Here is a 26043-nt window from a genome sequence, read left to right as displayed (position 1 = left end):
AGCCTCCCGGGCGAGGCGCAGGTGCCGGACCAAGGTGGCCGGCGGCTCACGAACGCGATCTCAGCCTGCGACGCCGTCGTCTACGAGATCGTGCACGGCACACCACGCGAGGACCGGTCCGGCGTCGCTCGCCCACCCCGGCGGCAACCTTACGGCCGCAACGAGCTCATCGAGGTCACCGCTGGTCTGTGGCCCGCGCCGCCGAGCGCTACGACGTCTCGTGGCGGACTGCGAACACGTGGGCCGAGTGCTACCGCGATGAGGGCCCGGCCGGGATGCGCGACCGGTCCTCGGCCCCGTGTCACCAGCCGAACCGCACGACACCGCCATGCTCGACGAGGTCACCCGGCGCCTCGACCACGCGGGCGGCGGTGTCCTCTCGCCCACTTCGCTTCGGACAACGACAGCTGGTCTGGCGCACCTACTCCGGGGATCGCCCACGGCCCCCGCCGACCGGCCGTCTACCGCGCCCAGTTCGGCGACCCCGTCCCCGGCGGCCGCACCGGGAAGGTCGAACGCAAAACAGGCGGTACCACCAGTAGGTGATACCGCCTACCCCCAAGGGTGGAGCTGAGGGGATTCGAACCCCTGACCCCTTGACTGCCAGTCAAGTGCGCTACCAGCTGCGCCACAGCCCCTTGCGACATGCAGAACGTTACACGGGCCGGTTTCCGGTCCGGAAAGGGGGGTGCCCCACCCGGCTCCGCCACCTAGCGTCGGCCCGGTGCAGCCCTCTGACATCGGACGACTGGTCACCCTCGGCGCCCCCGCGGTGTCCCCCGACGGTACGGCCGTCGCCGTCGCGGTCCGCCGCGTCGACCTCGGCGCCAACCGCTACCGCACCGCGATCTGGCTGACCCCGACCGACGGGAGCGGCCCGCCGAGGCGGCTCACCGGCTCCGAGCACGGCGACTCCGCACCCGCCTGGTCGCCCGACGGGACACGGCTCGCCGTCGTCACCGGGCGCGAGGGCGGCGGTGCGCAGCTGCGGGTGCTGCCGATCGGCGTCCCGGGCGAGCCGGTGGTGGTCTGCGAGCGCCCGGAGGCGATCTCGGAGCCGGTGTGGTCGCCGGACGGCACGCGGATCGCGTTCGTGTCCCGGGAGCGGGCGGCCCGCTGGTCCACCGGCGACGACGACCGGGCCCGCGAGCCGCGCCGGATCGACCGGCTGCTCAGCAGGCTGGACGGGGAGGGCTGGATCATCGACCGACCGTCGACGGTGTTCGTCGTCGACGCCGGGGGCGGTGACCCGGTCGCGGTCGCGGGCGGGCCGTACGAGCACTCGTCGCCCGCCTGGTCACCGGACGGGCGGACGCTCGCCGTCGTCGCGGACCGCGAGCCGGACTGGGACCTGGACGAGACGGCGCGGATCTACCTGGTCGACGCGACGGGCGCGGACGCGGCGGACGGCGGCGGGCCGCGGCTGCTCACCCGCACCGGGCGGCACCACACCCACCCGTCCTGGGCGCCGGACGGCACCCGGCTGGCCACCCTGGCCTCCGACGACCACCTGGCGTTCCCCGCGCACGCGTCGCCCGCCGTGGTGGACGTCGCGACCGGACGGGAGGACGTCCTGGAGACCGGCATCGACCGCACCTGGCGCCCGTACCCGGGCGCCAGGCCCCCGATCTGGGACGACGGCCACCTGCTCGTGTCCTGTGAGGACCGCGGTGGGATCCACCTGTACCGGGTCGCCGCCGACGGCCCGGACGCGGGCACCGCACGGCCGCTGCTGACCGGCGAGCGGGCGGTGAGCGCCTACGACCGCGCGGGCGGGAGCACCGTCGTCCTGGTCACCGACCACGACCACCTCGGCGAGCTGCACGTCACCGACGAGGGGGTACTGCGCCGGATCACCGCCCTCACCGAGCCCTTCCACCGGTCCGTGCCGGGCGGGCGCACCCCGGTGCGGCTGGCCGTGCCGTCCCCGGCCGGGGACGGCGACATCGACGCCTGGGTACTGCTGCCCGACGAGCCCGCGGGCGGCGACGGACCGGTGCCGGTGCTGCTGTCGATCCACGGTGGCCCGATGGCCCAGTACACCGACGCCTGGTTCGACGAGTTCCGGCTCTGGGCGGGAGCCGGCTACGCGGTCGTGTGGTGCAACCCGCACGGCTCGACCGGGTACACCCAGGACCGGGTCCGCGCGATCCGCAGCCCGCTCGCGCGGACCGCCCCCGGGACCGGCTGGGGCGGGATCGACGCCGACGACGTGCTGGCCGCGCTCGACGCCGCACTCGGCGCGTTCGACCAGCTCGACCGGGACCGGGTCGGGGTGCTCGGCGGGTCCTACGGCGGCTACCTCACCTCGTGGCTGGCCGCGCACCACTCCGACCGGTTCGCCGCGGCGTGCAGCGAGCGGGCGGTGAACAACCTGGAGTCGCTGGAGTGGAGTTCCGACGTCGCCGGGTGGTTCGGCCACGAGCTCGGGCGCGCACTGCGCGACGCGCCGGATGAGTACCGGCGGATGTCTCCGCTGCACCACGTCGCGGGCATCGAGGTGCCGATGCTGATCCTGCACTCCGAGGACGACCTGCGCTGCCCGGTCGAGCAGGCCGACGCCCTGTTCGTGGCGCTGCGGCTGCTGGGGCGCCCGGTGGAGTACTGGCGCTTCCCGGAGGAGAGTCACAGGATGTCGCGCGACGGGGCCCCGCGACACCGGGTCCAGCGGGCGCAGATCATCCTCGACTTCTTCGGCAGGCACCTCGGCGGGCGCAGGCCGGAACAGGTGCCCGCGGGCTGACCGGGCCGCGCCCGGCCGGTCCGGCCGCGCGCGCTCAGCCGGCCCGGCTGCGGTCGGCGTCCTCGTCCTGCGCGTCGGCCCCGTCGGCGCCGTCGAGCGCGCCGTCGAGGTCACCGGCGGTGTCGGTCTCCGGGCCGACCGAGCGCGGCGCGTCGTCGGCGGTCCGGACCGGGTCACCGACGGGCTCGCGCAGCCGGCGCAGCCCCGCGTCGCCGGCCCAGAACTCGTCGAAGCCGTGGTCGGCGAACCGGTCCGCGACGCGGTGCATCGCGATGTCGTGCCCCACGTAGAGGTGCGCCAGCAGCACCGCGGCCGGGTCGTCGGTGTAGAGGCCCCAGGTGCGGTCGGTGGTGAGCCCGCCGATCACCGCCTGGTCCCGGTCCGCGACGACGATCAGCATCCGCCTGCCGAGGTTGTCCTCGACCGCCGACGGCGCCGAGTAGCGGTGCTCGGTGTGCCACCCGACCGGGTCCTCGTCGAGGCCGAACACGACGGTGGCGACCTCGACGCCGTGCTCCTCGGCCCGGCGGACGGTGGGCTTGAGCGCCTCGACGTCCTCCGGCCAGCCGAGGACGTAGAGCTCCGAGCGGGCCGCGGCGGCGACGTCCTCGGCTCGCTCGAGCAGCATCCGGCGCTCGGTCAGGGAGTGCACCAGCCGCATCTGGGGCGGCGCGGTCAGCCGCGGGATCTCGTTCTGCAGGATGCCCAGCGTGCGGTCGAAGTCGCGGCGCATCCGCTCCAGCAGCGTCGCAGGAGGCAGCGGGACGTATCCGGTGCCCTCGGTGGCCCGGACCTCGAAGGCCGCGCCCCGGCCCACGAGCTTGCCCAGCGTCTCGTAGACGGTGCTGCGCGGCACCCCGGAGCGCTTGGCCACCTCGTAGCCGTTGACCGCCTCGCCCGCGCTGATCAGGGCGACGTAGGCCTTGGCCTCGTACCCCGACATGCCCAGTCGTTGCAGCTCTTCCGTCACCCGCCGTACGGACATTGCGAGATCATCTCATTCTTCCGGCCCCGTCCCGCGACGTGGTGCCGCGGACCCGTCGCGCACGACGGTCTCCCCTATGATCGATTGCGGGCGACGGATTGGTACGCCCGAATCGGCACCATCATCACAATCAGGGACCGGGAGCGCGCGTCACGCCGGCCCGCATCGCCGCATCGGCCTCCTGCAGGATCTCGCGCATCGCCGCACCCGCCGCGCCCGGATCGCCCGACCGGACGGCGTCGGCGACGTCGCGGTGCAGCCGGATCGCCTCCGGCTCCGGACGGCGGGGCATCAGGTGGTGGCGGGTGCGCCCGGCCAGCACCTCGGCCACGACGTCGCCCAGCGCGGCGACCATCTCGTTGCCCGAGGCCGCGAGCAGTGTCCGATGGAAGAGCTGGTCGGCCTCCAGGTAGGCGAACAGGTCCCCGGAGCGGCCGTGCACCGCCATGTCCATCACCGCCCCGACCAGCGTCCCGCACTGCTCGGGAGTCGCCCGGGCGGCGGCGAGCTCGGCGGCCAGCGGCTCGACACCGCGCCGCAGCTCGGACAGCGACCGCAGCTGCTCGTCGCGGCCCGGGCCGTCGAGCCGCCAGCGGATCACCCGTGGGTCGTGCACGTTCCACTGCCCGCGCGGGGCGACCGTGGTGCCCACCCGGCGCCTGCTGCGCACCAGGCCCATCGACTCCAGGACCCGTACGGCCTCCCGGACCACGGTCCGCGAGACCCCGAACCGGCCCACCAGCTCCTCGGCCCGCAGGACCTCACCGGGCGCGATCGTGCCCGCGGCGATCGCGGTCCCGAGCCGGTCCAGGAGGTCCGCGTGCAGCCCCGAGCCCTCCGTCGCGCCACCCACGGTCGAATCGTCTCACCTCACCGCGCGGATCACCGGAAAACGCACACCTGAACCGATCCGGTATTGAAAAAGTAGTACTTATCGCCGACCCTGGTCGTGCCACGGGCGGGTATCCCCGGTCCGCGTGCCGATGTCGCCACACCGTGAGGAGCCGATGCAGTGACGCAGCAGCCACCACCCCCTCCCCTCGTCGTCGTGATGGGGGTGTCCGGCTCGGGGAAGTCCACCGTCGGCGCCGCCCTCGCCGACGCCCTCGGTGTCGGGTTCACCGACGCCGACAGCCTGCACCCGGCCGCCAACGTCGCGAAGATGCAGGCGGGCGTCCCGCTCACCGACACCGACCGCGAGCCCTGGCTCGACGCCGTCGGTGCCCGGCTGGCCGAGCACACCGGCACCGGGCTCGTCGTCGCCTGCTCGGCGCTGCGCCGCACCTACCGCGACCGGTTGCGCGCGCAGGCGCCGTCGACGGTGTTCGTGCACCTGTCCGGGGACGGCGCCGTGCTCGCCGACCGGATGAACGGCCGCTCCGGGCACTTCATGCCGACCGCGCTGCTCGACTCCCAGCTCGCCACCCTCGAACCGCTGGCCGAGGACGAGGCCGGGACCACCCTGGACATCCGGCTGCCGGTCGAGGAGATCGTGGCGGGCGCGGTCGCCCGCACCCGGGCGGAGGTGTCCCGGTGACCCTGCACCCGGCGCTCGTCCTGGCCGCGGAGCAGGTCCAGCCGGTCGCCTCCGCGGGCCGCCTGGTCACCGCGGCGCTGGTCGGCATCGTCGCACTGGTCCTGCTGATCACCCAGTTCTCGCTGCACCCGTTCCTGGCGCTGACCATCGGCTCGCTGCTGGTCGCGGGCGTCGCGGGCCTGTCGATGGGCGACGCCGTGGAGTCCTTCTCCGACGGCTTCGGCTCCACCGCGGCGAGCGTCGGCACGCTGATCGCGCTGGGGGCGATGTTCGGCAAGCTCCTCGCCGACTCCGGGGGCGCCGACCGGCTGGTCGACACGATCGTGTCCCGCTCGGGACCGCGGACGCTGCCGTGGGCGATGGCCGCCGTCGGCGCGCTGATCGGCCTGCCGATGTTCTTCGAGATCGGCCTGGTCATCCTGATGCCGGTGATCTTCCTGGTGGCGCGGCGCGCCCGGGTCTCGCTGATCGCCGTCGGCATCCCGGCGCTGGCCGGGCTGTCGGCGATGCACGGCCTCGTCCCGCCGCACCCCGGTCCGCTCGCCGCGATCGGCATCCTCGATGCCGACCTGGGCATCACCCTGGTCCTCGGCGTGCTCGTCTCGGTACCGGTGGTCGTGCTGGCGGGTCCGCTGTTCGCGAAGGTGGCCGCCCGCTGGGTCGACGTCGCCCCGCCCGCGCTGTTCGAGTCCCGGGTCGCGGCCGGCACCGGCACCGGTGTCACCGACGGCAGCGACGGCACCGACGGCAGTGACGGCCGTAACGGCGGCGCCGGACCGGCCGACGCCCCGCAGGGCGGACCGACCCACCGGCCCGGGTTCGCCGCCACGCTGTGCACCGTCCTGCTGCCGGTCGTGCTGATGATGGGCAAGGCCGTCGGCGACATCGCCGCAGCCGAGGGCAACCCGGTGCGCGCCGCCCTGGACTTCGTCGGCACCCCGCTCGTCGCGCTGCTGCTCTCGGTGCTGGTCGCGATGGTCACCCTCGGCACCGGCTCCGGGATGAACCGCAGCGGGATCATGGGGTCACTGGAGACGTCGCTGCCCGCGATCGCCGGGATCGTGCTGATCGTCGCCGCGGGCGGCGGGTTCAAGCAGACCCTCGTGGACACCGGCATCGGGGCGATGATCGCCGGCGGGGCCACCGGCGCGGGGATGTCCGCGCTGCTGCTGGGCTGGCTGGTGGCGGTGGCCATCCGGCTCGCGACCGGGTCGGCGACCGTCGCGACGGTGACCGCCGCGGGCATCCTCGTCCCGCTGCTGCCGACGCTCGACCCGACCCAGACCTCGCTGCTGGTGCTGGCGATCGGCGCGGGGTCGCTGTTCTTCTCCCACGTCAACGACGCCGGGTTCTGGCTGGTCAAGGAGTACTTCGGACTCACCGTCGGCCAGAACATCAGAACCTGGTCGATCATGGAGACGATCATCTCGGTCTCCGGCCTGGTCCTGGTGCTGCTGGTCGACCTGGTGGTCTGACCGCTCAGACGACGACGCCGGCCCGGGTCGCCGGGTCGGCGGCAACGGTCCGGGCCGCGGGGCCGCCGACGTCGGCGACGGTGCGGGCGAGCCGGCGCACCGCCTCGGTCAGCACCGGGCCGGGGTGGGTGAACGGCACCCGCAGCCGGTCGGTGAACGCGTGCCCGGCGCCGAACCGCGGGCCGGGCGCCAGCACCAGCCCGTGCCGCGGGGCCGCCGCGGTCAACGCGGTGGAGACGTGCCCGCCGAGGTCGCACCACAGGGCCAGCCCGCCGTCGGGCACGGTGAACCGCCAGTCCGGCAGGGCCACGGCGAGCTCGGCGACCAGGAGGTCACGGCGGGTGCGCAGCATCGCGACCCGTTCGGCGCGCAGCGCGGCGAGCCGCTCCAGCACCTCCACGGCGACCAGCTGCTCCAGCACCGGAAGCGCCAGCTGGGCGCGGGCCAGACGTCGTCGCATCCGCGCGGCGCGTTCGCGGCCGGCCCGGATCCAGCCGATCCGCAACCCACCCCAGACGATCTTGCTCAGCCCGCCGACGGTCACCACGTCGTCGGGGCCGGTGGCGTGTGCGGCACACGGCAGCGGCCCCGTGGCCCCCTCGCGCAGATCCAGCTCGACGAAGGTCTCGTCGACCAGGCACACCGTCCCCTGGCGGGCGAGACGCTGCACGAGCCGGGCGCGGGCGTCGTCGTCGAGCAGCCGGCCGGTGGGATTCTGGAAGTCGGCCATCAGGTACGCGACCCGGGCCGCGGTCTGCCGGGCGGCCCGCGGCAGCACGGTCTGCGGTGCCGCGCCGGGGCCGTCCACCGAGACGGGCGCGGCGGCCGCGCCCGCGTCGGCGACGACGTCGAGCGCCGACGGGTACGTGGGGTGCTCCACGAGCACTCGGTCCCCCGGGCCGGCGAGCTCGGCGACGACGATCCCGACGGCCTGCAGTGCGCCACCGGTCACGACGACCTGCTCCGGACCGGTCGGCAGCCCCCGGGCGGTGAAGCGGTCGGCGATCGCGGCGCGCAACGCGGGCAGCCCGTCCGGGCCGTAGCCGTGTCCGGCCAGCTCGGCCGCACCGCGCTCGACCGCCCGCGACACCAGGCCCGGCAGTACCGCGGGCGCGGCGGGTGCGGCGTGGGCGAGGTCGATCGTGCCGTGCTCGACCGGCCCGGGCGCCCACACGCCGTCGACGCCGCCGGTGCGGTCCGGCAGCCGCACCCAGGTCCCGGCGCCGTGCCGGGCGTCGGCCCAGCCGTCGTCGCGCAGGTCCCGGTAGGCCCGCGCGACGGTGACCCGGCTGACGCCCAACACCTCGGCCAGCGTCCGCTCCGCGGGCAGCCGGGTGCCCGAGGGGAGCCGGCCGTCGCCGGTCAGGACGCGTACCGCGTCGGCCAGCACCCGGTAGGCGGGACCGCGCCCGCCGTGGACGTCACCGCACAGCGCGGCCAGCCGCGCCGCGCCGATTCCCTCGGTCATACTCGATCCACTTTCCGCTCAGTGGACCGGTGACGACAGGCCACCGGTGGGAGCAGCATGCCATCTCGTGACGATCGACAGCTCCCGCTGGTCGCTGCGGATGCCGCGGCGCACCCGGCGGCTCACCCAGCTCGTGCCCGGCCTCGTCGCCTACGGGGTCTCGATGGCGCTGACGATGCGCGCGACCCTCGGGTCGACCCCCTGGGACGTGTTCCACCAGGGCGTGGCCGGCCGGACGACGCTGTCGGTGGGCGCGGTCACCGTCGTCGTCGCCGTCGGGGTGCTGCTGCTGTGGGTCCCGCTGCGGGAACGGCCGGGGATCGGCACGGTGGCCAACGTCGTCGTCATCGGGGTCACGGTGGACCTGGCGCTCGCGGTGCTGCCCACCCCGCAGTCGCTGTGGCTGCGGGTGGCGTTCGCCGCCACCGGGATCGTGCTGAACGCGGCGGCGACGGCGGCCTACATCGGGGTCGGCCTGGGGCCGGGCCCGCGGGACGGGCTGATGACCGGGCTCGCGGCCCGCACCGGGCTGTCGGTGCGGCTGGTGCGGACCGCGATCGAGGCGACGGTCGTGCTGGTCGGATGGCTGCTCGGCGGCGTCTTCGGTCCGGTGACGGTGGTCTACGCGCTCACCGTGGGGCCGCTGGTCCAGTGGTTCCTGCCGTACGCCACCGTGGGGACGGTCAGCCCGTCACCCGCGACAGCCAGTCCCCGTTGCTCAGATCCATCTTGACGCCGTCGATCACCACGGTCGGGGTCCCGAACCGGCCCCCCGGGGCCACCCGCGGGTCCGCCACGGCGGCCGTCGTCGCGTCCGCGATCGCCCGGCTGTTCTCCTGCCGGGTGACACAGCCCGCGAAGTCGCCCTGGGCCCCCAGCTCGGTGCCGAGCTCGATCAGGTCCGGGACCGACCTGCCGGCGCTGCCCTCGACGGGCTGGTCGGCGTAGAGCCGGGAGTGGTAGGCCGGGAAGATGCCCGCGTCGGCGGCGCACAGCGCGGCGTTGCCGGCGCGGGTCGAGTAGCCGGGCGGGGTCGAGCGCTCGTCGAGGATGACGACGTGGTGGTAGTTGATCCTGACCCTGCCCTCGTTCAGCGCGGTGGTGAGCTGGGCACCGACCCCGTTCTCCAGCTGCTTGCAGGCCGGACACAGGTAGTCCTCGTACAGGTCCACGGTCCGCGGGGCGTTCTGGTTCCCGGCCTTCACCACGACCCCGTCGCGGGTCACCGGATAGGTCGCCGCGGTCGCCTTGGAGTAGTTCTGCCACAGGACGTAGACCCCGGTGGCCAGCGCGATGACCAGCACCAGCGCACCGATGCCGAGGTTGCGGCGCAATGGGCTCGCCGTGCGCGGTGCGCTGATCCCGGCCGCCTGCAGCCGCGCCTGCGCGGCCTCCCTGCGCCGGCGCTCGTCCTGTCCCATCAACGTTCCTCCGTCGCGTCCGCCGGCCCCCGCCGGTCGTGGTGGTCGTGTGCCGGGACCCGTTCGTCGGCCCGGCGCCCGGCCCGCTCCGCGCGTCCGTCGAGCGACAGCAGCGTCCGCGGGCGCACCGCCAGGAACACCGCGGCCGCGGTGAAGGCGAGGTCGCGCAGCAGGGACGGGCCGTAGCGGGTGTCGTCGGGGTCGACCGGCCCGCCGCCGCCGAAGCAGCCGCAGTCGATCGCCAGCCCGCGCGCCCACGCCTGCACCAGGCCGGCGACGAACGCGACGAGCAGCACCGTGCCCACCACCGCGGCGAGCCGGGTGGCGAGACCGGCGAGCAGCAGCAGCCCGAGCGCGATCTCCACCGGCGGCAGCAGCGTGGCCACCGGCACGACCAGTGCGTCGGGCAGCACCCGGTACGCGGCGACGGCGACGGCCGTGGTGAACGGCTCGGACAGCTTGAGGACCCCCGACACCAGCCAGACCGCGGCGAGGCCGAGCCGCAGCACGGTGCCCAGCACGTCGAGCGGGCGGGCTGCGGTCACGACCGGGGAGCCTAGCGATCCCGCCGGGTCAGAACTCCTCGCGGGCGGACTCCTGCTCCAGCAGCGCGTCGAGGTCGGTCAGCCGTTTCATGGTGGCGACGGCGCGGGCGGTGCGGTTGTTGGCCGCCATCAGCTCCTCGTGGCGGTGCACGAACTGCCAGTAGCCCGCCGTGAACGGGCACGCGTTCTCCCCTACCCGCACCTTCGGGTCGAACGCGCAACCGGAGCAGAAGTCGGTCATCCGGTCGATGTAGGCGCCGCCGGAGGCGTAGGGCTTGGTGGCCATCCGGCCGCCGTCGGCGTGCTGGCTCATGCCGATGACGTTGGCGGGCATCACCCAGGCGAACCCGTCGACGAACGACGTCGCGAACCACTCGTTCAGCTCGGCGGGCCGGTAGCCGCGCTGCATGGCGTGGTTGCCCAGGATCATCAGCCGCGGGATGTGGTGGGTCCAGCCACGGTCGCGGACCCCGGCCAGCGCGTGCGACAGGCAGTTCGCGGTGACGGCGTCGGCGTCCAGCTCGGTCCACCAGTCCGGCAGCGGGCTGCGGGCGCGCAGGTGGTTGCGCCGGGTGTAGCCGCGGCCGAAACGCCAGTACAGCTGCCAGACGTACTCCCGCCAGCCGATGACCTGGCGCACGAAGCCCTCGACGCTGGACAGCCGTGCGGTCCCGTCGTGGTAGGCCTGCTCGGCGGCGTGCACGGCCTCCAGCGGGTGCAGCACACCGAGGTTCATCGGCACCGACAGCAGCGAGTGCGCCATAGCCCAGTCCTGCGCGAGCACCGCGTCCTCGTAGGGACCGAAGGTGTCGAGACGGTGGCGTACGAAGTGGCGCAGGGCCCGGGTGGCCTCGTCGTGGGTGACGGCGAAGCGGCGTGGCCCGTCGACGCCGACGGTCGGGTGGTCCGCGGCGTCGAGGTCGGCGCGCACGCGCTCGTCGATCTCGTCCTCGCGGGGTGTCCACGGGGCCTTCACGTCGAGGGTGTCGGAGCCCTTGGGCGGGGCCTCGCGGTTGTCGTGGTCGAAGTTCCACTTCCCACCGACGGGTGCGTCGGCGTCCATCAGGATCGAGAACCGCTCGCGCTGGGCGCGGTAGAAGTCCTCCATCCGGAAGGTGTCGCGGTCGCCCGCCCAGTCGTCGAAGTCCTGCTTCGACAGGGCGAACGTCGGCGTGGGCCGGACCTCGGTGACCAGCCCCTCCCTCGCGAACCGGCGGACCATGTCCGAGGCCGGGAACGACGTCGGCTGGTGCACCACCACCGGGCGACCGACCTTCTCCAGCGCCTCGCGGTAGGTCCCGGTGCGCAGGTAGGTGGCGCGGTCCCCGAGCCGGTCGGCGAGGTGGCGCATCCCGGAGAGCACCAGGTGCAGCTTCTGCCGGTGGTGGCGCCGCCTGCCCAGCGCGCGGGTGGACTCGACGATCACCACCTCACGGTCGGCGAACTCCTCGGTGTCCCACACGTGCGGGCCGAGCTGGTCGGCGAACAGCCAGAGCGGGGCCGGGTCCTGCGACGACATCGCCCCAGTGTCGGGGTGGTCGCACGGCACCGCGCGGCGAGCGGAGGCGCCCTACTGTTGCATCCGTGAACGATCCGGAGCTGGAGGCGGAGCTCGCCGACCACCACCACGACCATTCCCACCGGGACGTCTCCGGCGGCTGGCTGCGCGCGGCCACCTTCGGGGCGATGGACGGCCTGGTCACCACGATCGCGCTGGTCGCGGGGGTCGGGGGCGGCGGCGCGGACCGCGACCTGATCGTGCTGACCGGGCTCGCGGGCGTCGTCGCCGGGGCGTTCTCGATGGCACTCGGCGAGTTCGCCTCGGTCGGCACGCAGAACGACGCCCTCGACGCCGAGGCGGCCGTCGAGCGCCGCGAGCTGGCCCAGCACCCGCGCGCCGAGCAGCACGAGCTCGCCGCACGGTTCCGGGAGATGGGCCTGTCCGAGCAGACCGCCGACGCGGTGTCCCGCGAGGTGCACCGTGATCCCGAGCTGGCGCTGCGGATGCACGTCAGCCAGGAGCTGGGGGTGAGCCTGGACGACAAGCCGTCGCCCTGGGTGGCGGCGACGTCGTCGTTCGCCGCGTTCGCCGTCGGCGGCCTGATCCCGCTGGTGACGTTCCTGCTCGGGTTCGGCTCGCTCGCGCTCGGGCTGGCCGTCGGCGGGCTGGGGCTGCTCGTCGCCGGGGCGCTGACCTCGCGGTTCACCTCCTGGTCCTGGTGGTCGGCCGCGCTGCGCCAGCTCGCGTTCGGCGCGATCGCCGCGGGCGCGACCTACCTGGTCGGGATGCTGATCGGGGTCGGCACCGCCTGAACGGGCTCAGTCCTCCACGCTGATGACGCGGGCCGGGCAGACGTGCTCGGCCTCCTTGACCGCGTCCCGGTCGCCCTCGGCCGGCGAGTCGGTCAGCAGCTCGACGATGCCGTCGTCGTCCTGGTCGAAGACCTCCGGCGCGGTCACCACGCACTGCCCGGCCCCGATACACAGTTCCTTGTCCACGATCACGCGCATGGTCATTAGAATGCCACCGGCAGCGCGTGCACGCCGTAGACGGCCATGTCGTCGCGGAAGGCGATCTGCGAGTCCGGCACGGTGACCCGCAGCCCGGGGAAGCGCCGCAGCAGCGCCGGGTAGGCGATCCGGAGCTCGAGACGGGCCAGCGGCTGCCCCAGGCACTGGTGCACCCCGAACCCGAACGCGACGTGCCGGTTCGTCCCACGGGACACGTCGACCTCGTCCGGGTGCGGCCACTGCCGGGGGTCGCGGTTCGCGGACTCGGCCGCGAGCACGACCCCCTCGCCCGCGCGGATCGTGACGCCGCCGATCTCCACGTCCTGCGTCGCGACGCGGCGCCGCCCGATGTGGGTCACGGTCAGGACCCGCAGCAGCTCCTCCACGGCCGCCCGGACCTGCGTGGCGTCACCGTCCCGGACGAGGGCGAGCTGGTCGGGGTGGTGCAGCAGGGTGAGCGTGCCGAGCGCGATCATGTTCGCGGTCGTCTCGTGCCCGGCGACGAGCAGCAGCAGCGCCGACGCGCTCGCCTCGTCGACGGTGAGCTCGCCGGCGGCGACCCGGGTGGCCATCCCGCCGAGCACGTCGTCGCGCGGCCCGTCCAGCCGGGCCCGGACGAGACCGGCCAGGTAGTCCTGCAACGCGTCCGACGCGGCGGCCGAGGCCTCCGCGCCCGAGGTCAGGTCGACCATGATCCGGCTCTGTGCCTCGAAGAACGCGTGGTCGGCGTAGGGGACCCCGAGCAGGTGGCAGATCACCAGCGACGGCAGCGGCAGCGCGAACGCCTGCACCAGGTCGGTCGGGTTCTCCCCCGCCGCCATGGCGTCCAGCAGCTCGGTGACGGTCTGCTCGACCAGTGGTCGGAGGCGCTCGATGCGGCGGACGGTGAACTCACCGATGAGCATCCGCCGGTGCCGGGCGTGCTCGGGGCCGTCCATCATGATGAAGCTGCGCCGGCGCCCCTGGGAGCGCACGAGGCGCGACCGCGACGCGGCCGGGTAGCCGTCGCGGTCGGCGTCGGCGGACAGCCGCTCGTCGGCGAGCGCGGCGCGGACGTCGTCGTAGCGGGTGACGAGCCACGGCGTGCTGCCGTCCCAGATACGGACACGGGCGATGCCCTGCCCGGCGGGGCACCCGCCGTCCCGGATGCGGGCCAGCTCGGCGGGCGGGTCGAAGGGGCACTGTCGCGCCATCGGGTAGGCGGGCACGGGCCGGGTCACGGCGGTCATCGGCATCACTCCCACCCAAGATGTTAGCAATGCATTGTTTCGTTACGCAACGATCTTCGGATCCCGGAACGCCGACAGCCCCGTCCCGGGTCGGGACGGGGCTGCCGTGGTGCGGTGGAGGTGCCGGGAATCGAACCCGGGTCCTCCGTCGGTTCACGAGGGCTTCTCCGTGCGCAGTCCGCTCTGTCTCTGCTCGGATCCACCGGTCACGCGAACAAGCCGGTGTGACGATCCCAGCCGCTGTGAGATGTCCCCTGCGATTCCGCGGCCGAACCGCAGGGTGAGTCCCCTGAATGATGTCGGGAACCGGAGCGGGGACGCCTCCGGCCCGACAGCCCCTACCTGAAAATCAGGCAGCGAGCGCGTAAGCGCTCTGGGCAGTGCGACTGTTGTCGGCACTTATTTTTTTGCGACGCATGGTTAACGAGATCATCGTCGCCTTCCTCGGCACGCTTCACCTCGATCAACGATCGGAGTCGAAACCGTTCACCCCCTGGTCAGGTAGTCCACCTGCGATCCACCCGGGCGTACCCGGGAGGACGTCCAGCATAACGCCCGCCGGTGGCGCGTTCATCCCGGTTCCGCGGCGCGTCTCAGCCCGGGGCCACCTCGTAGGTGTGACCCGCCGCACGCAGGCGGTCGACCAGCACGTCACCGAGTGCGGTGGCCGGGGTCAGGGAGCCCGCGCGGTCGGGCAGCGCCGACCCGCCGAGGGCGAGTGCGAGACCGGCCTCGCCGAACATGACCGCGGTGGCCCCGTAGCCCGGGTCGCCCGGACCGGAGACGCGCACCCGGTAGCGGCGTCCGGACCCCGTCTCGGCACGCACGTCCATCCGGAACCAGCCGCGCTCACGGGTCCGCTCGGACGGCCCGGTGCCGGGCGCGGGCAGCACCCGGTCGAGCAGCGGGCGGATCGGCGGGAGCAGGAACGCACCCACCAGCGCGCCCAGCCCGGCGGTGACGACCCCGGCGGCCACCGCGCCGGACACCCCGCGCCCGCAGCCCTGCAGCTCGCCGTAGCGCAGGCCCCGGCCGTAGGCGTGGTCGAGCAGCGCGTTGGAGCGGCGCACGATCCGGGTGTTGTAGGACGCCATCACGAACGGCGCGGTCCAGGTGCCGTCCGGCAGCCGGGCGGGCGGCCCCGCGTCGGCGGGCTGTGCGGGCGTCGGCTCGGCCGACGGGTCCGGGCTGAGCGAGTGGGGCCGGGCGGCGAGGCGCCGGGCGTCCCGGTCGGTACGGACCGTGTCGAGCTGCCCGCGCAGCGAGTCGACCGTGCCGCCGGACACGCCGCCGCGCATCGTGGCGACCGTACGGACCTCGGTGAGCCCACCGGCGCCGTCGGCCTGCGCGGCCCGGTGGGCCAGCCACACACCCAGGTCCGACGGGACGGAGTCGTAGCCGCAGGAGTGTACCAGCCGCGCACCGGTCTCCCGGGCGACGTCGTGGAAGCGGTCGATCGCCTCCCGGACGAACAGCACCTCGCCGGTGAGGTCGGCGTAGTGGGTACCGGCCCGCGCACACGACCCGACCAGCCCCAGGCCGTACCTGGCGTACGGGCCCACCGTGCTCAGCACGACCCGCGCACCCGTGGCGAGCCGGTCGGTCGCGGCCGGGTCGGCGGCGTCGGCGACGATCAGCGGCCAGTCCCGGGCCCGGGCCGGCAGCGCCGCCCGGGCCGCGACGAGCCTGCTCTCCGACCGGCCCGCCAGCGCGATGCGCACCCCGGACGGGGCGTGCTCGGCCAGGTGCCGGGCGATCAGGCCGCCGACGAAGCCGGTGGCCCCGTAGAGGGCGATGTCGACCGGTCCACCCGGGTCGGTCGCACCGCCCGGATCAGGCTGCGGGGTGACCATTCAGGAACTCCTGGAGGTGTCGGCGGTGCGGGGTGATGCGGTGTCCAGCCCCAGCAGGGCGGCCGGGGCGTCGTGCAGGACCGAGCGCAGGAACGCGGCGCCGAGGCGGGGCTCGGCCGCGGCCCAGCCGGCGATCGCGGCGAGCTGCTCGGCGTAGGCGTAGGGGATGTTGGGGAAGTCGGTGCCCAGCACGACGCGGCCGGGGTGGTCGGCCAGGCGCGCCGGCCAGTCCGGCGGCAGCGGCGCCATCCGCTGGGAGAACGCGGTGCCGACCATCGTGGTGTCCAGCACGACGTTCGGGTACCGCTCCAGCAGCTCCAGCGCGCCGCGGAAGTCGGGCATCCCCGCGTGCGCCAGCACGATCGGGAGCCGGGGGTGCTCCCGGAGCACCTCGGCGAAGACACCGAGGCCGGTGTGCTCACCGGGGATCGGCCCGTCGCCGCAGTGCACGACCGACGGGACGCCCGCGTCGGCGAGCAGCCCCCAGGCGTCGCGCAGCAGGGGGTCGCGCGGATCGAACCCGCCGACCTGGACGTGCACCTTCACCAGCCGGGCACCGTCGGAGACGGCACGGCCGAGGTAGTCCACGACGGACGGCTCCGGGAAGAGGGTCGCCGTGCGCACCGCACGCGGGTGGGTGTCGGCGAACTCACCCGCCCATCCGGTGAGCCACTCCCCCATGCCCGGCTTGTGGGGGTAGGTCAGCGGGGCGAACGCGAGGACGCCGAGCCGTTCCAGGACGGCGTAGCGCTCGGCCTCGGGCAGCCGGTAGTGCACCGGCCAGGGGGTGCCGTAGTGGGTCTCGGCGGCGTCGAAGTAGGCCCAGACCTTGTCGAGCATCCGCTGGGGCAGGAAGTGCACGTGCACGTCGACCAGGCCGGGCAGGCCCAGCTCGGCGGTCCAGCGGGGGACGTCGGCGTCGTCGCACGGTGGCACGGGAAGATCCACGGCCCCACCCTAGATGCGCGCCCCGATCAGTGCGGGCCCGGTGAGCCCGCCGTGCCCGGGTCCGGGATCGTGTCGAACAACGTGGTCGCCTCGGCGCGGGCGGCGACCTCCACGTCGGCGTGCAGCCGGCGGAACAGCTGCTGGGCCCGTTCGGCGGGCCACGGCGAGGGCAGCAGCTCCACCGGCAGCTGCGGCTCCTGACGCATGGCGAGCCGCCACTCCTCCTGCAGCGCCAGCTGGCGGCCGAGCGGGCCGCGCTGTGCCCGGTCCGCGACACCGCCGTCCCACCGCTCGATGAACCGTTCGTAGCGCTCGGCGAGGTGGTCGACGTCCCACACCTCGCGGACCATGGCGGCAGCGTCCAGACCGGCGAGCGGCTGGGCACTGAAGCACCGCACGTGCTCGCGGGCCTCGATCTCGGCGAGGACCGGCTCGACGTCCACAGGGGACGGGGCGATCCACACCCCGCCCTGCAGCGGGCCGAAACCCGCCCACAGCAGACGGGTCCGCAGCTCGTGGCGCTGGCGCTGCCATGCCTCCGGGAAACTGAAGCAGAGCATCGTCCAGCGGCCGTCCCAGTCCCGGTTCACCGCGCCGGTGCGCCAGATCCGCAGGTAGCCGTCGTTGAGCACGTCGACCGAGCGCGGCGTCAGCCCGTAGTAGACCCGGCGGCCGTGCCGGGCCGACGTCAGCCGTCCCTTCTTCACCATCCGGGCGAGCGCCGACCGGGTCGCGTGCGGGGAGATCCCGACCCGTCCGACCGCCTCGACGATGCTCGGGGCGGCCAGCAGCACCGGCCGGCCGAGCAGATGGGCGCCGAACAGGGTCAGCAGCAGGCTCTCCGGACGCAGCACCGACTCGCCGGAGCGGTCCTGGTCCTCGGTCACGGCTCGTGTCGACATCGGTGCCATCCTCGCCCACCGGCCGTGCGGGTCAGGGTGCGCCCAGCAGGTCGGCGATCTCCTGCGCCTGCGCCTCGGAGACCGGCTCGGGCCGCACGAAGTCCGACACCCCGGCCGAGTAGGGCGAGATGTCGCCGGTCAGGTCGTTGAGGAAGACGCTGCCCGGCTCGGAGAGGACGTAGTTGGCGAACAGTCTGGCGGCGTCCGAGCAGGGGCCGTTCGCGGTGAGTCCCAGCCCGATCTCCGGGCCGGTGGTGGGGGTCGGCGCCGCGGACTCGACCGGGGCGCCGGCCCGCTGCAGGTCGGCGACGATCGGCAACACGCCCGGGAACCCGATCGCGCCCTCGCCCGCCGCGACACCCTGTGTCGCGGGGACCGCGCTGTTGTGCCACCGCGGCTCGTTGGCCGCGACGCCCCGGAGCATGTCGTCGCCGTAGGTGTCGCGCATGAGCTGCCAGAACGCGACGTTGGCCGGCGACGTGCGCGGACCGGCGAACAGCAGCTCACCGCGGTAGGCCGGGTCGGCGTAGTCCTCCCACGACGACGGCGGGGTGTCGACGAGACCCGGGTTGTAGACCAGCGTGGTGGGCACGAGCTGGACGATCGGGGTGGCGCCGTCGTCGGCGGTGTACTCGGCCGGGAACTCGCCCGAGTAGGCGGGGAGCCCGGCCTCGTCGACCGGGGTGAGCCAGCCGCGGTCGAGTGCGTCCGCGTAGAACGGCGAGTGGGTGAGCAGGATCAGGTCGGCCGCGGGTGCACCGGCCCCGGCCTCGGTGGAGTACCGCTGTGCCAGGTCCGCCGACACGAGCCGCACGAACGAGACATCGATGCCGTACTCCTGGGTGAACGCGTCGGTGACGCCCTGCAGGGCGGACTCGTCGGGCACGCCGTAGAGCGTGAGGCAGTCCTCCTCCTGCGCGGCGGCGACCAGCGCGTCGAGCTCCGCGGAGCCCGCCAGCTCGGGAGCCGCGACGTCGGTCGGGGCACCCCCACCGGCTCCGCCGCCGCACGCGCTCACGGTGAGCGCGAGAGCGAGGCCGGTGGCGAGAGCGGCGATGCTCGTCCTCCTGGTGCCCATGTCGTTCCCTTCCTCTGCAGATTCAGTGGGGTGCGGCGGGAGTGACCCGCAGCGGTACGGAGACGTGCCCGAGCTCGGGCATCCGCGCGCCCTCCGTCGGTCCGTCGACGGCGAGACCCGAGGTCCCTGCCAGCAGCTCGCCGAGCGCGACCCGCAGCGCGAGCCGGGCCAGCGGCATGCCGGCACACCGGTGCCGGCCACGTCCGAACGCCAGGTGCTCGGTGATGGTGGGCCGGTCGAGGACGAACGCGTCCGGCTCGTCGAACACGGCCGGGTCGCGGTTCGCGGCGGCGTACACGAGCGTCACGGGCTCGCCGGGGACGATCCGGCGCCCGTGCAGCTCGACGTCGTGGGCGACGGTGCGGGCGAACCCGCGGTAGGGCGTGTGCAGCCGGAGGAACTCCTCGACCGCCGCGGGCAGCAGCTCGGGGTGCGCCCGTAGCCGGGCCTGCAGGTGCGGGTCCTCGGACAGGGTCACGCAGATCGATCCGAGCAGGATCGGCGGCGCGACCATCCCGACGACCAGGCACTGCCGCAGCGCCCCGACCAGGTGCTCGGGATCGAGCGGTTCGCCGCCGGGGCGCTCGCTCAGCAGCGAGCTGGCCGGGTCCTCGGTCACCGGCCGCGGACGGCGCCGACGGTCCTCGACGAGGTCACGGGCGATCGCGTACATCCGCCCGCTCGTCTCGTCCACGACCGCCCGGTCCATCCGCCGCCACGCCCGCACCCACTCGGTCGCGGTCGCCGCCAGCTCGGGCGCGGTGTCGTCGGGGAGGTTGAGCCACTCCGCGGTCACCCAGGCGGGGAAACGGGCGCCGAACTCCTGGGCGACGTCCCCGCCGCCCGCGGCCAGCATCGGGGCGAGCTCGCGGCGGGCGTGCTCACGGAGGCGCGGTTCGAGCCGGGAGACGCGCGCCCGCTGCAACGTCCGGTCCAGGGCCCTGCGGTACGGGGTGTGGTCGGGCGCGTCGAAGTTCGGCGGCGGGCGCCGGAGCCCGCGCGGGTCGCTGGGGACGACCGCGCGCACCGAGGACAGGAAGGTGCGCGGATCGGATGCCGCGGCGACGACGTCGGCGTGCCGGGTCAACGCCCAGAAGCCGCCGTAGGCGTCGCTGCGGGCCACCGGGCAGCCCGTGCGCAGCCTTCCGTAGGCCGCCAGCGCCTCGGCCGGGTCGTCGGAGGCCAGCGGATCGAAGTCGGGGGCCGGACTCACGTCCCACCCACCCCCGCCCGGGCGCCGAACCGCGACGCCCGCCGCGTATAGGCGAGCACGACCACCAGCACGACCGAGGTGATCAGCACCAGGACCGTGGACAGCGACGCGAGCAGCGCGAACGACCCGCTGGTGAAGACCTCCAGGATGCGGAACCCGACGACCGGGTTGGCCGTGCCGGCGAGGATCGCCGACGCCGTGAGGTCCCCGACGATCCGGATGAACAGCAACGCCCACCCGGCGACCAGGCCGGGGACCATCAGCGGCAGGTAGATCCGGACGAAGGTGCGGAACGCGCCCGCCCCGGAGATCGCCGACGCCCCGGGCAGCTCCTTCCCGACCCCGCTGACGGCGGCGTCCGCGGCCACCGAGGCCTGCGGCAGGTAGAGCGCGAGGTAGCCGATCAGCAGGATCAGCAGGGTCCCCGTCAGATGGAACGGTGCCCCGGCGAGCAGCAGCAGGATCCCGACGGCGATGACCATGTTGGAGATCGCGGCGGGCAGCTTGATCGCGCCGTCGATCCCGCGGGCGAGCGCCGTGGGGTTGCGGGCGACGTAGAGCGCGATCATCGCCGCGCCGAGGATGCCGATCAGGCCGCCGACGACGCCGAGCAGCAGGCTGTTGCCCAGCGCGGTCACGGTGGTCGCGTCCCGGAAGACCGACTCGGTGACCGCGGTCAGGCTGAGGTTCGACCAGGCGATGTCCGGGGTCCAGAACCCGTTGAGCGACACCAGCACCAGCGCGACGATCGGGAGCAGCGTCGAGACCGCGACGTAGCCGAGCACCAGCAGCCGGGCCGGCCACTTCCAGGCGCCGAGCCCGATCGTCGTCGCACGGGCGCCCTTGCCGGCGACCGTGGCGTACCGGCCCCCGCGCAGGATCCGCACCTGCAGCCAGTAGGCCGCTCCGACGAAGAGCACCACGAAGCCGGACAGTCCGACGGCGACCTCGGTCTCCGGTGGGTAGGTGAAGGTCAGCAGCTCGACGATCCGGACCGAGATCACGTCGATCCCGGCCGGCGTACCGATGATCGCCGGGATGGAGAACATCCCGACGCCGAACCACACGGCCAGCAGGAAGCCCGCGCCCAGGCCGGGCGCCACCGCGGGCAGCGTGACCCGGCGCAGCGTCCGCAGCATCCCCGCCCCGCTCAGCCGGGACGCCTCCTCCAGCGCGGGGTCGAGGTTGCGCAGCCCGGCCGAGGCGTTGAGGAAGACGAACGGCACGGCGTAGAACGCCATCACCAGGATCAGCCCGTACCAGGAGTTGATGTCGAACGGGCCGTCGCGCAGCTCGATGCCGAACGGGGCGAGCGCGTCGCGGATCCAGCTGTTGAGCAACCCGGCCCGCGGCGAGAGCAGCATCGTCCACCCGACCGCACCGGCGACCGGTGGCAGCAGGAACGGCAGCAGCGGCAGGGCGTCGGTGAGCAGACCCATCCGGGCGTCGGTGCGCTCGTTGAGCCAGGCCAGCCCGACACCGATCACGAAGGCCAGCGCCGAGCTGACGACGACCAGGACGATCGTGTCGCGCAGCAGCGGGCCCAGGTCCGGCACGGCGAGGGTCCGGCGGACCGGGTCGAGGGTGAGGGCACCGTCCACCCAGAACATCCGGACCAGGACCCGCCCGAGCGGGACCACCACGATCCCGATCAGGACGGTGGCGACGACGAGCGTGGTCGCCTCGAACGGGCCGGGCAGCCTGCGGCGCGCCCGCCGGGGGCCGGCCGGGGGCGGGCCGGACGGGGCCGGGGGGGCCAGGGTGGGCGCGCTCACGACGCGGGCGCCATCGCCGGGGCGGCCTGCCCGGCCGGTCCGCCGGGACGGTCCCCGGCGGGGGCCGGGTCGCCCGGGCCGTCGGCCTGTCCGGCCGGCAGCACGATGACGTCGTCGGCCCCGACCGACACCGTCGCCGGTCCGGTGGCGGCGAGATCGCCGCGTGGGTGCCACACCCGCGCGTCGGTGTCGCCGATCCGGAGCCGGTACTCGGTGTGCGCGCCGACGAACCGGGTGGCCGTCACGTCGGCGGGCCAGCGGTTCACCGGTGGGGTCGGGCCTGCGTCGCCGGGTCCGGGTGCCGCGTCCGCGCCGCGGACCCGACCGCGCTCGGGACGCCACATCGTCGTCACCTCGTCACCGGGCCGCACGGCGACGCCCCCGGCCCGCCCGACGACCCGGCCCGCCGGGGTCCGGACGACGACGTCGTCCCCGTCCACCGCGGACACCGTCCCGGCGAGCTCGTTCATCGCGCCGACGAACGTCGCCACGTACCGGGTGGCCGGTCGGTGGTAGATCTCCCGGGGGGTCGCGAACTGCACGATCCGGCCGCGGTCCAGTACCGCGATCCGGTCCGCGAGCTCCATCGCCTCGGTCTGGTCGTGGGTGACGAACAGCGCGGAGAAGCCGAGCTCGCGCTGCATCGAGGACAGCTCGCCGCGCAGCTGCTCGCGCACCTTGGCATCCACGTTGGACAGTGGCTCGTCGAAGAGCACGAGCTCGTCGTTGCTCACCAGCGCCCTGGCGAGCGCGACGCGCTGCTGCTGACCGCCGCTCATCTGCCCGGGGTAGGAGCGTTCGAGATCCCCGACGCCGACGAGCCCGAGCGCCCGCCGGACCCGCTCGCCGAGCTCCGCGCGCGACACCCTCGAGCCACGCCGGCACTGCAGCGGGTAGGCCACGTTGGCGAACGCGGTCATGTGCGGCCACAGCGCGTAGGACTGGAAGACCATGCTGATCCGCCGCTTCTCCGGCGGCACCGCGATCCCCTGCGCCGCACAGAACCCGGTCGTCGCGCCGATCCGGATCGATCCGGAGTCCGGCGTCTCCAGGCCGGCGATCGCACGCAGCAGGGTGGTCTTGCCACAGCCGCTGGGCCCGAGCAGCACGACGAACTCGCCGGGACGCATCGCGAACGAGACGTCGTCGATGGCGTTCACGACGGCTCCGTCGGAGCGCCGGAACTGCTTCACGAGGTGGTGCACTTCGACGATGGGCGTAGCGGAGGAGCCACGTGCGTCGGGCGTCATCGCATCGACCTGTTCCGGGTAGGCGGTTCTGCACGACCGGTACGACGAGCCCGGAGACGTCACGATCGCCGCCAACGATGGCCCGGGTCACACCTGATCGACGGCGGTCATATTTGCCGTTTGCTTGACTCTCGTCAACAGTACAGCGAAATTCATGGAGCACCGGTCGCTGCTGCGGCCGGGAACCGCGCGAGAGGACCGCCCCGATGACGACCGCCGACCGCCGCGACGCGCACGACTTCGACCCGGTCCGCCCCGGCGAGACGTTCACCAGCGCGCACGCCGAGTTCGCCGAGCTGCGCTCCCGGTGCCCGCTGGCCCGCAGCCAGACCTACGACGGCTTCTGGGCCGCCCTCGGCTACGACGAGGTGCTGACGGTGATCACCGACATCGACCGGTTCACCACCTCCCGGCAGAACGCGGTGCCGAAGTTCGCCTTCACCGGCGTCCGGCCCCCGCTGCACCTCGACCCGCCCGAGCACATGGCCTACCGGCGGGTCATCAACGGAGCCTTCACCCCGCCGCGGATGCGGGCACTGGAGCCGAAGGTGCGCGCCGCCGCGGTCGGCCTGCTCGACCCGCTGATCGACGCCCGGTGGGTCGACGTGTGCCGGCAGTACGCCCAGCGCTTCCCGGCGTTCGTCTTCGCCGAGTTCTTCAACCTCTCCACGGACGTCTCCGAGGAGATCAAGCAGGTGAGCGGGCGCTACGTCGACGCCATCCAGGTCCTCGACCACGACGTCGTCAAGTCGCTCAGCGGCCGGCTCTACGACATCGCCCAGGACATCATCGACTCCCGGCGGGGCGGCGGGTACGACCCGCGCGAGGACCTGACCGCGGCCCTGATCGCGACCGACTACCGCGGCGAGCCGCTGCCGGCCCCGATGGTGCTGGGCTGCGTGCGCCAGCTGATCGTGACCGGCATGGTCGCGCCGAGCGTGTTCATCGGGAACATGTTCGTGCACCTGTCCCGGGACACGGAGCTGCAGGACCGGCTGCGCGCGGAGCCCGGGCTCATCCCGGCCGCGGTCGAGGAGTTCCTGCGCCTGTACTCGCCCTACCGGGGCATGGCGCGCACCGCGCGCACCGACACCGAGCTCTCCGGGCAGCCGATCCGGGCCGGGGACCCGATCGCGCTGGTGTACACCTCGGCCAACCGCGACGAGCGTGTCTTCCCCGACGGCGAGACCTTCGAGCTGCACCGGCCCAACATCGCCGACCACATCTCCTTCGGCCGCGGCACGCACAGCTGCCCCGGGGCTCCCCTGGCTCGCATGATGATGCGGGTGACCCTGGAGGAGGCGCTCTCGCGCAGCGCCGGCTTCCAGCTCGCCGGCGAGCCGGAGATGGCGATCTGGGCCGAGTGGGGCACCCGGTCGGTGCCCCTGGAGGTCGTGCGGGCCTGACCCGGGCGGGCCCGGCGACCGGCTGTGGCGATCGGCCGTGGCGATCGGCCGTGGCGACCGGGCCGGCCCGTCCACCCCGGGGCCGACCGCCCGTGGGGCACCCCGGAGACGGGCCACCCCCGGGGGCTCACGCCGGACGCGGCCCCCGGTGGGCAGCCACCCGCCCAGGGGCGCGAGCCGTTCCGGCGGCCCGGCGCCGAGGACCGTCGCTCAGCCGCGCAGGTCCCGCGCCCGCCCCTTGGCCGCGCGGCCGACCGCACGCGCGATCTCCTTCTGCGCGTCCTTCTTCGCCAGGTCACGACGCTTGTCGTAGTCCTTCTTGCCCTTGGCGAGGGCGATCTCGCACTTCACCTTGCCGTCGTTGAAGTACAGCGACAGCGGCACCAGGGTGAGCCCGCCCTCGCGGGTCTTGCCCATCAGCCGGTCGATCTCCCCGCGGTGCAGCAGCAGCTTGCGGGTACGACGCGGCTCGTGGTTGGTCCAGCTGCCGCGCACGTACTCCGGGATGTGCAGGTTGCGCAGGAAGATCTCGCCGTCGTCGATGGTGGCGAAGGCGTCGACCAGCGACGCCCGGCCCAGACGGAGGCTCTTCACCTCGGTCCCCTTGAGCGCGACCCCGGCCTCGAACTCCTCCAGGATCGCGTAGTCGTGCCGGGCCCGACGGTTCTGCGCGATCACCTTCCGGCCCTGTTCCTTCACACGACCAGCCTACCCGCGTACGCCACCGGTATCCGGTCGCGGCGCCACCGGAGCAGTGCTCTTGCACTTCTGCTCCCGACGGTCCACACTCCTTTTTGAGAGCATCGCTCTCGTATCGAATCAGCGACCACAGGAGTAGCGATGACCACGACGGTGCTGGTGACCGGGGCGACCGGCGGGATCGGCGGCCACCTGCTGACCGCGCTCGGCGACCGCGACGTGACGGTGCGGGCGCTGGTCCGCGACCCCGCCCGGCTCGCCCGGTCCGGGGTCGAGGTCGCGCGGGGCGACCTGCGCGACCCCTCGGCCGTCGCCCCGGCGCTGCGGGGGGTCGACGCGGTGTTCCTCAACTCGCCCTCGGCCCCCGACGCCGCGGCCACACAGATCGCGGTGGCCGACGCCGCCGCGGCCGCCGGGGTGTCCCGGCTGGTGCTGCTGTCGCAGTTCGCGGCGCGGGCGGACTCCCCCGTGCGGTTCCTGCGCTGGCACGCCGAGGTGGAGCAGCACGTCCGCGACCTGGGCATCGGCCATGTGGTGCTGCGGCCGAACCTCTTCCTGCAGGGCCTGCTGGCCTTCGCCCCCCTGGTCGCCGCGACCGGCCGGTTCGGCGCCCCGATCGGCGGCGCCGCGGTGAGCGCGGTCGACGTGCGCGACATCGCCGACGCCGCCGCGGCGGTGCTCACCGGCGCCGGACCCGACGGCGCGGTGCACGACCTCACCGGACCACGTGCCGTCACCCACCCCGAGATCGCCGCGGCGCTGACCGGGGCCACCGGGCACCCGGTGTCCTTCGACGACCTCACCCCGCAGGCCTTCGCCACCGCCCTGCACGGGGTGCTGCCGCCCTGGCAGGCCGCGGGGCTGGTCGAGGACTACGCCCACTACGCGCGGGGCGAGGCCGCCCGGGTGGACGACGCCGTGGTCGTCCTCACCGGCCACCCGGCCCGCACCCTGGAGGAGTTCGCCCACGACCACGCCGCGGCGTTCGCCCCCGCGGGGTGAGCG

The 26043-nt window shown here is 74.1% G+C and carries 24 protein-coding genes, 1 tRNA gene and 1 other RNA gene; 8 read left to right on the top strand and 18 right to left on the bottom strand.

Annotated elements, in window-relative coordinates:
- Positions 1-65 precede the first annotated feature (65 nt).
- Positions 66-542 carry a helix-turn-helix domain-containing protein gene (locus tag KPF47_RS40965; protein WP_374108860.1) on the top strand — a complete coding sequence of 159 codons (477 nt, stop codon included), beginning with the start codon at positions 66-68 and terminating at the stop codon, positions 540-542.
- Between the two features lie 23 nt (positions 543-565).
- Here the strand turns inward: KPF47_RS40965 and KPF47_RS15510 are convergent.
- A tRNA-Ala gene (locus KPF47_RS15510) sits at positions 566-638 on the bottom strand.
- Positions 639-724: 86 nt separating this feature from the next.
- Between KPF47_RS15510 and KPF47_RS15505 the strand changes: the two genes are divergently transcribed.
- The gene (locus tag KPF47_RS15505; protein ID WP_224389485.1) at positions 725-2743 is read left to right on the top strand and encodes a S9 family peptidase; all 2019 of its coding nucleotides are present in this window, start codon (positions 725-727) and stop codon (positions 2741-2743) included.
- A gap of 34 nt (positions 2744-2777) precedes the next feature.
- Here KPF47_RS15505 and KPF47_RS15500 read toward each other — a convergent pair whose 3' ends face one another.
- Both KPF47_RS15500 and KPF47_RS15495 read right to left on the bottom strand, forming a co-directional pair.
- A complete protein-coding gene (locus KPF47_RS15500) occupies positions 2778-3686 on the bottom strand; it encodes a helix-turn-helix domain-containing protein (RefSeq protein ID WP_224389484.1) in 909 nt (302 codons plus the stop codon).
- A 172-nt stretch (positions 3687-3858) separates the two neighbouring features.
- Positions 3859-4581, bottom strand: coding sequence for a FadR/GntR family transcriptional regulator (locus tag KPF47_RS15495; RefSeq protein WP_224389483.1), 723 nt, complete (start codon positions 4579-4581; stop codon positions 3859-3861).
- Between the two features lie 198 nt (positions 4582-4779).
- Between KPF47_RS15495 and KPF47_RS15490 the strand changes: the two genes are divergently transcribed.
- Entirely contained in the window at positions 4780-5265 is a 486-nt protein-coding gene (locus tag KPF47_RS15490; RefSeq protein WP_224389934.1) for a gluconokinase, read from the top strand.
- Between the two features lie 2 nt (positions 5266-5267).
- Complete coding sequence (locus KPF47_RS15485) at positions 5268-6740, top strand: SLC13 family permease (protein ID WP_224389933.1); 1473 nt, start codon at positions 5268-5270, stop codon at positions 6738-6740.
- A gap of 4 nt (positions 6741-6744) precedes the next feature.
- Here the strand turns inward: KPF47_RS15485 and KPF47_RS15480 are convergent, their stop codons facing one another.
- Positions 6745-8208, bottom strand: a complete 1464-nt coding sequence (locus KPF47_RS15480) for a PLP-dependent aminotransferase family protein (RefSeq protein ID WP_224389482.1) — start codon at positions 8206-8208, stop codon at positions 6745-6747.
- 100 nt (positions 8209-8308) lie between these two features.
- On the opposite strand from KPF47_RS15480, the gene KPF47_RS15475 reads away from it, so the two are divergent.
- On the top strand, positions 8309-8941 hold the full coding sequence (locus KPF47_RS15475; protein WP_224389932.1) for a YitT family protein: 633 nt from the start codon (positions 8309-8311) through the stop codon (positions 8939-8941).
- Here the strand turns inward: KPF47_RS15475 and KPF47_RS15470 are convergent.
- Genes KPF47_RS15470 through KPF47_RS15460 form a run of 3 tightly spaced genes read right to left on the bottom strand, consistent with a single transcriptional unit; the run spans position 8892 to position 11693 of the window.
- Positions 8892-9629: a thioredoxin domain-containing protein gene (locus tag KPF47_RS15470; protein WP_224389481.1), complete on the bottom strand. Its 738-nt coding sequence runs from the start codon at positions 9627-9629 to the stop codon at positions 8892-8894. The genes KPF47_RS15475 and KPF47_RS15470 overlap by 50 nt on opposite strands.
- On the bottom strand, positions 9629-10174 hold the full coding sequence (locus tag KPF47_RS15465; RefSeq protein ID WP_224389480.1) for a MauE/DoxX family redox-associated membrane protein: 546 nt from the start codon (positions 10172-10174) through the stop codon (positions 9629-9631). Before KPF47_RS15465 ends, KPF47_RS15470 begins: the two co-directional genes overlap by 1 nt.
- Before the next feature lie 28 nt (positions 10175-10202).
- Positions 10203-11693 (bottom strand): cryptochrome/photolyase family protein, encoded by a 1491-nt coding sequence (locus KPF47_RS15460; protein WP_224389479.1) that lies wholly within the window; start codon positions 11691-11693, stop codon positions 10203-10205.
- A 65-nt stretch (positions 11694-11758) separates the two neighbouring features.
- Here KPF47_RS15460 and KPF47_RS15455 point away from each other — a divergent pair, with 65 nt between their 5' ends.
- Positions 11759-12487, top strand: coding sequence for a VIT1/CCC1 transporter family protein (locus KPF47_RS15455; RefSeq protein WP_224389478.1), 729 nt, complete (start codon positions 11759-11761; stop codon positions 12485-12487).
- Positions 12488-12493: 6 nt separating this feature from the next.
- Here KPF47_RS15455 and KPF47_RS15450 read toward each other — a convergent pair whose 3' ends face one another.
- The 10 genes from KPF47_RS15450 to KPF47_RS15400 all read right to left on the bottom strand — a co-directional run bounded on the left by KPF47_RS15450 (position 12494) and on the right by KPF47_RS15400 (position 22843).
- Positions 12494-12691 (bottom strand): ferredoxin, encoded by a 198-nt coding sequence (locus KPF47_RS15450; RefSeq protein ID WP_374108850.1) that lies wholly within the window; start codon positions 12689-12691, stop codon positions 12494-12496.
- Complete coding sequence (locus tag KPF47_RS15445; RefSeq protein WP_224389477.1) at positions 12691-13914, bottom strand: cytochrome P450; 1224 nt, start codon at positions 13912-13914, stop codon at positions 12691-12693. Before KPF47_RS15445 ends, KPF47_RS15450 begins: the two co-directional genes overlap by 1 nt.
- A 112-nt stretch (positions 13915-14026) precedes the next feature.
- Positions 14027-14408: a transfer-messenger RNA gene (gene ssrA, locus KPF47_RS15440) on the bottom strand.
- Between the two features lie 99 nt (positions 14409-14507).
- Positions 14508-15767 carry a trans-acting enoyl reductase family protein gene (locus KPF47_RS15435; RefSeq protein WP_224389476.1) on the bottom strand — a complete coding sequence of 420 codons (1260 nt, stop codon included), beginning with the start codon at positions 15765-15767 and terminating at the stop codon, positions 14508-14510.
- Positions 15768-16715, bottom strand: coding sequence for an amidohydrolase family protein (locus tag KPF47_RS15430; RefSeq protein WP_224389475.1), 948 nt, complete (start codon positions 16713-16715; stop codon positions 15768-15770).
- Between the two features lie 26 nt (positions 16716-16741).
- A complete protein-coding gene (locus KPF47_RS15425) occupies positions 16742-17617 on the bottom strand; it encodes a PaaX family transcriptional regulator C-terminal domain-containing protein (RefSeq protein ID WP_224389474.1) in 876 nt (291 codons plus the stop codon).
- A 31-nt stretch (positions 17618-17648) separates the two neighbouring features.
- Positions 17649-18695, bottom strand: coding sequence for an ABC transporter substrate-binding protein (locus KPF47_RS15420; protein WP_224389473.1), 1047 nt, complete (start codon positions 18693-18695; stop codon positions 17649-17651).
- Between the two features lie 22 nt (positions 18696-18717).
- Positions 18718-19908 (bottom strand): cytochrome P450, encoded by a 1191-nt coding sequence (locus KPF47_RS15415; RefSeq protein ID WP_224389472.1) that lies wholly within the window; start codon positions 19906-19908, stop codon positions 18718-18720.
- Positions 19905-21683, bottom strand: coding sequence for an iron ABC transporter permease (locus tag KPF47_RS15410; RefSeq protein ID WP_308015405.1), 1779 nt, complete (start codon positions 21681-21683; stop codon positions 19905-19907). Before KPF47_RS15410 ends, KPF47_RS15415 begins: the two co-directional genes overlap by 4 nt.
- Complete coding sequence (locus tag KPF47_RS15400) at positions 21680-22843, bottom strand: ABC transporter ATP-binding protein (protein ID WP_224389471.1); 1164 nt, start codon at positions 22841-22843, stop codon at positions 21680-21682. Before KPF47_RS15400 ends, KPF47_RS15410 begins: the two co-directional genes overlap by 4 nt.
- 296 nt (positions 22844-23139) lie before the next feature.
- On the opposite strand from KPF47_RS15400, the gene KPF47_RS15395 reads away from it, so the two are divergent.
- A complete protein-coding gene (locus tag KPF47_RS15395) occupies positions 23140-24339 on the top strand; it encodes a cytochrome P450 (RefSeq protein WP_224389470.1) in 1200 nt (399 codons plus the stop codon).
- Between the two features lie 210 nt (positions 24340-24549).
- Here KPF47_RS15395 and smpB read toward each other — a convergent pair whose 3' ends face one another.
- On the bottom strand, positions 24550-25038 hold the full coding sequence (gene smpB / locus KPF47_RS15390) for an SsrA-binding protein SmpB (RefSeq protein ID WP_060713108.1): 489 nt from the start codon (positions 25036-25038) through the stop codon (positions 24550-24552).
- A 141-nt stretch (positions 25039-25179) separates the two neighbouring features.
- Between smpB and KPF47_RS15385 the strand changes: the two genes are divergently transcribed.
- Entirely contained in the window at positions 25180-26040 is an 861-nt protein-coding gene (locus KPF47_RS15385; protein WP_224389469.1) for an NAD(P)H-binding protein, read from the top strand.
- Positions 26041-26043 lie beyond the last annotated feature (3 nt).

The sequence above is a fragment of the Pseudonocardia sp. ICBG1293 genome (assembly GCF_020131355.1).
In the GTDB taxonomy this organism is placed as follows: Bacteria; Actinomycetota; Actinomycetes; order Mycobacteriales; family Pseudonocardiaceae; genus Pseudonocardia.
The sequence above is the reverse complement of the archived record's forward strand: the minus strand, read 5'-3'. Positions and strand labels throughout refer to the sequence as shown.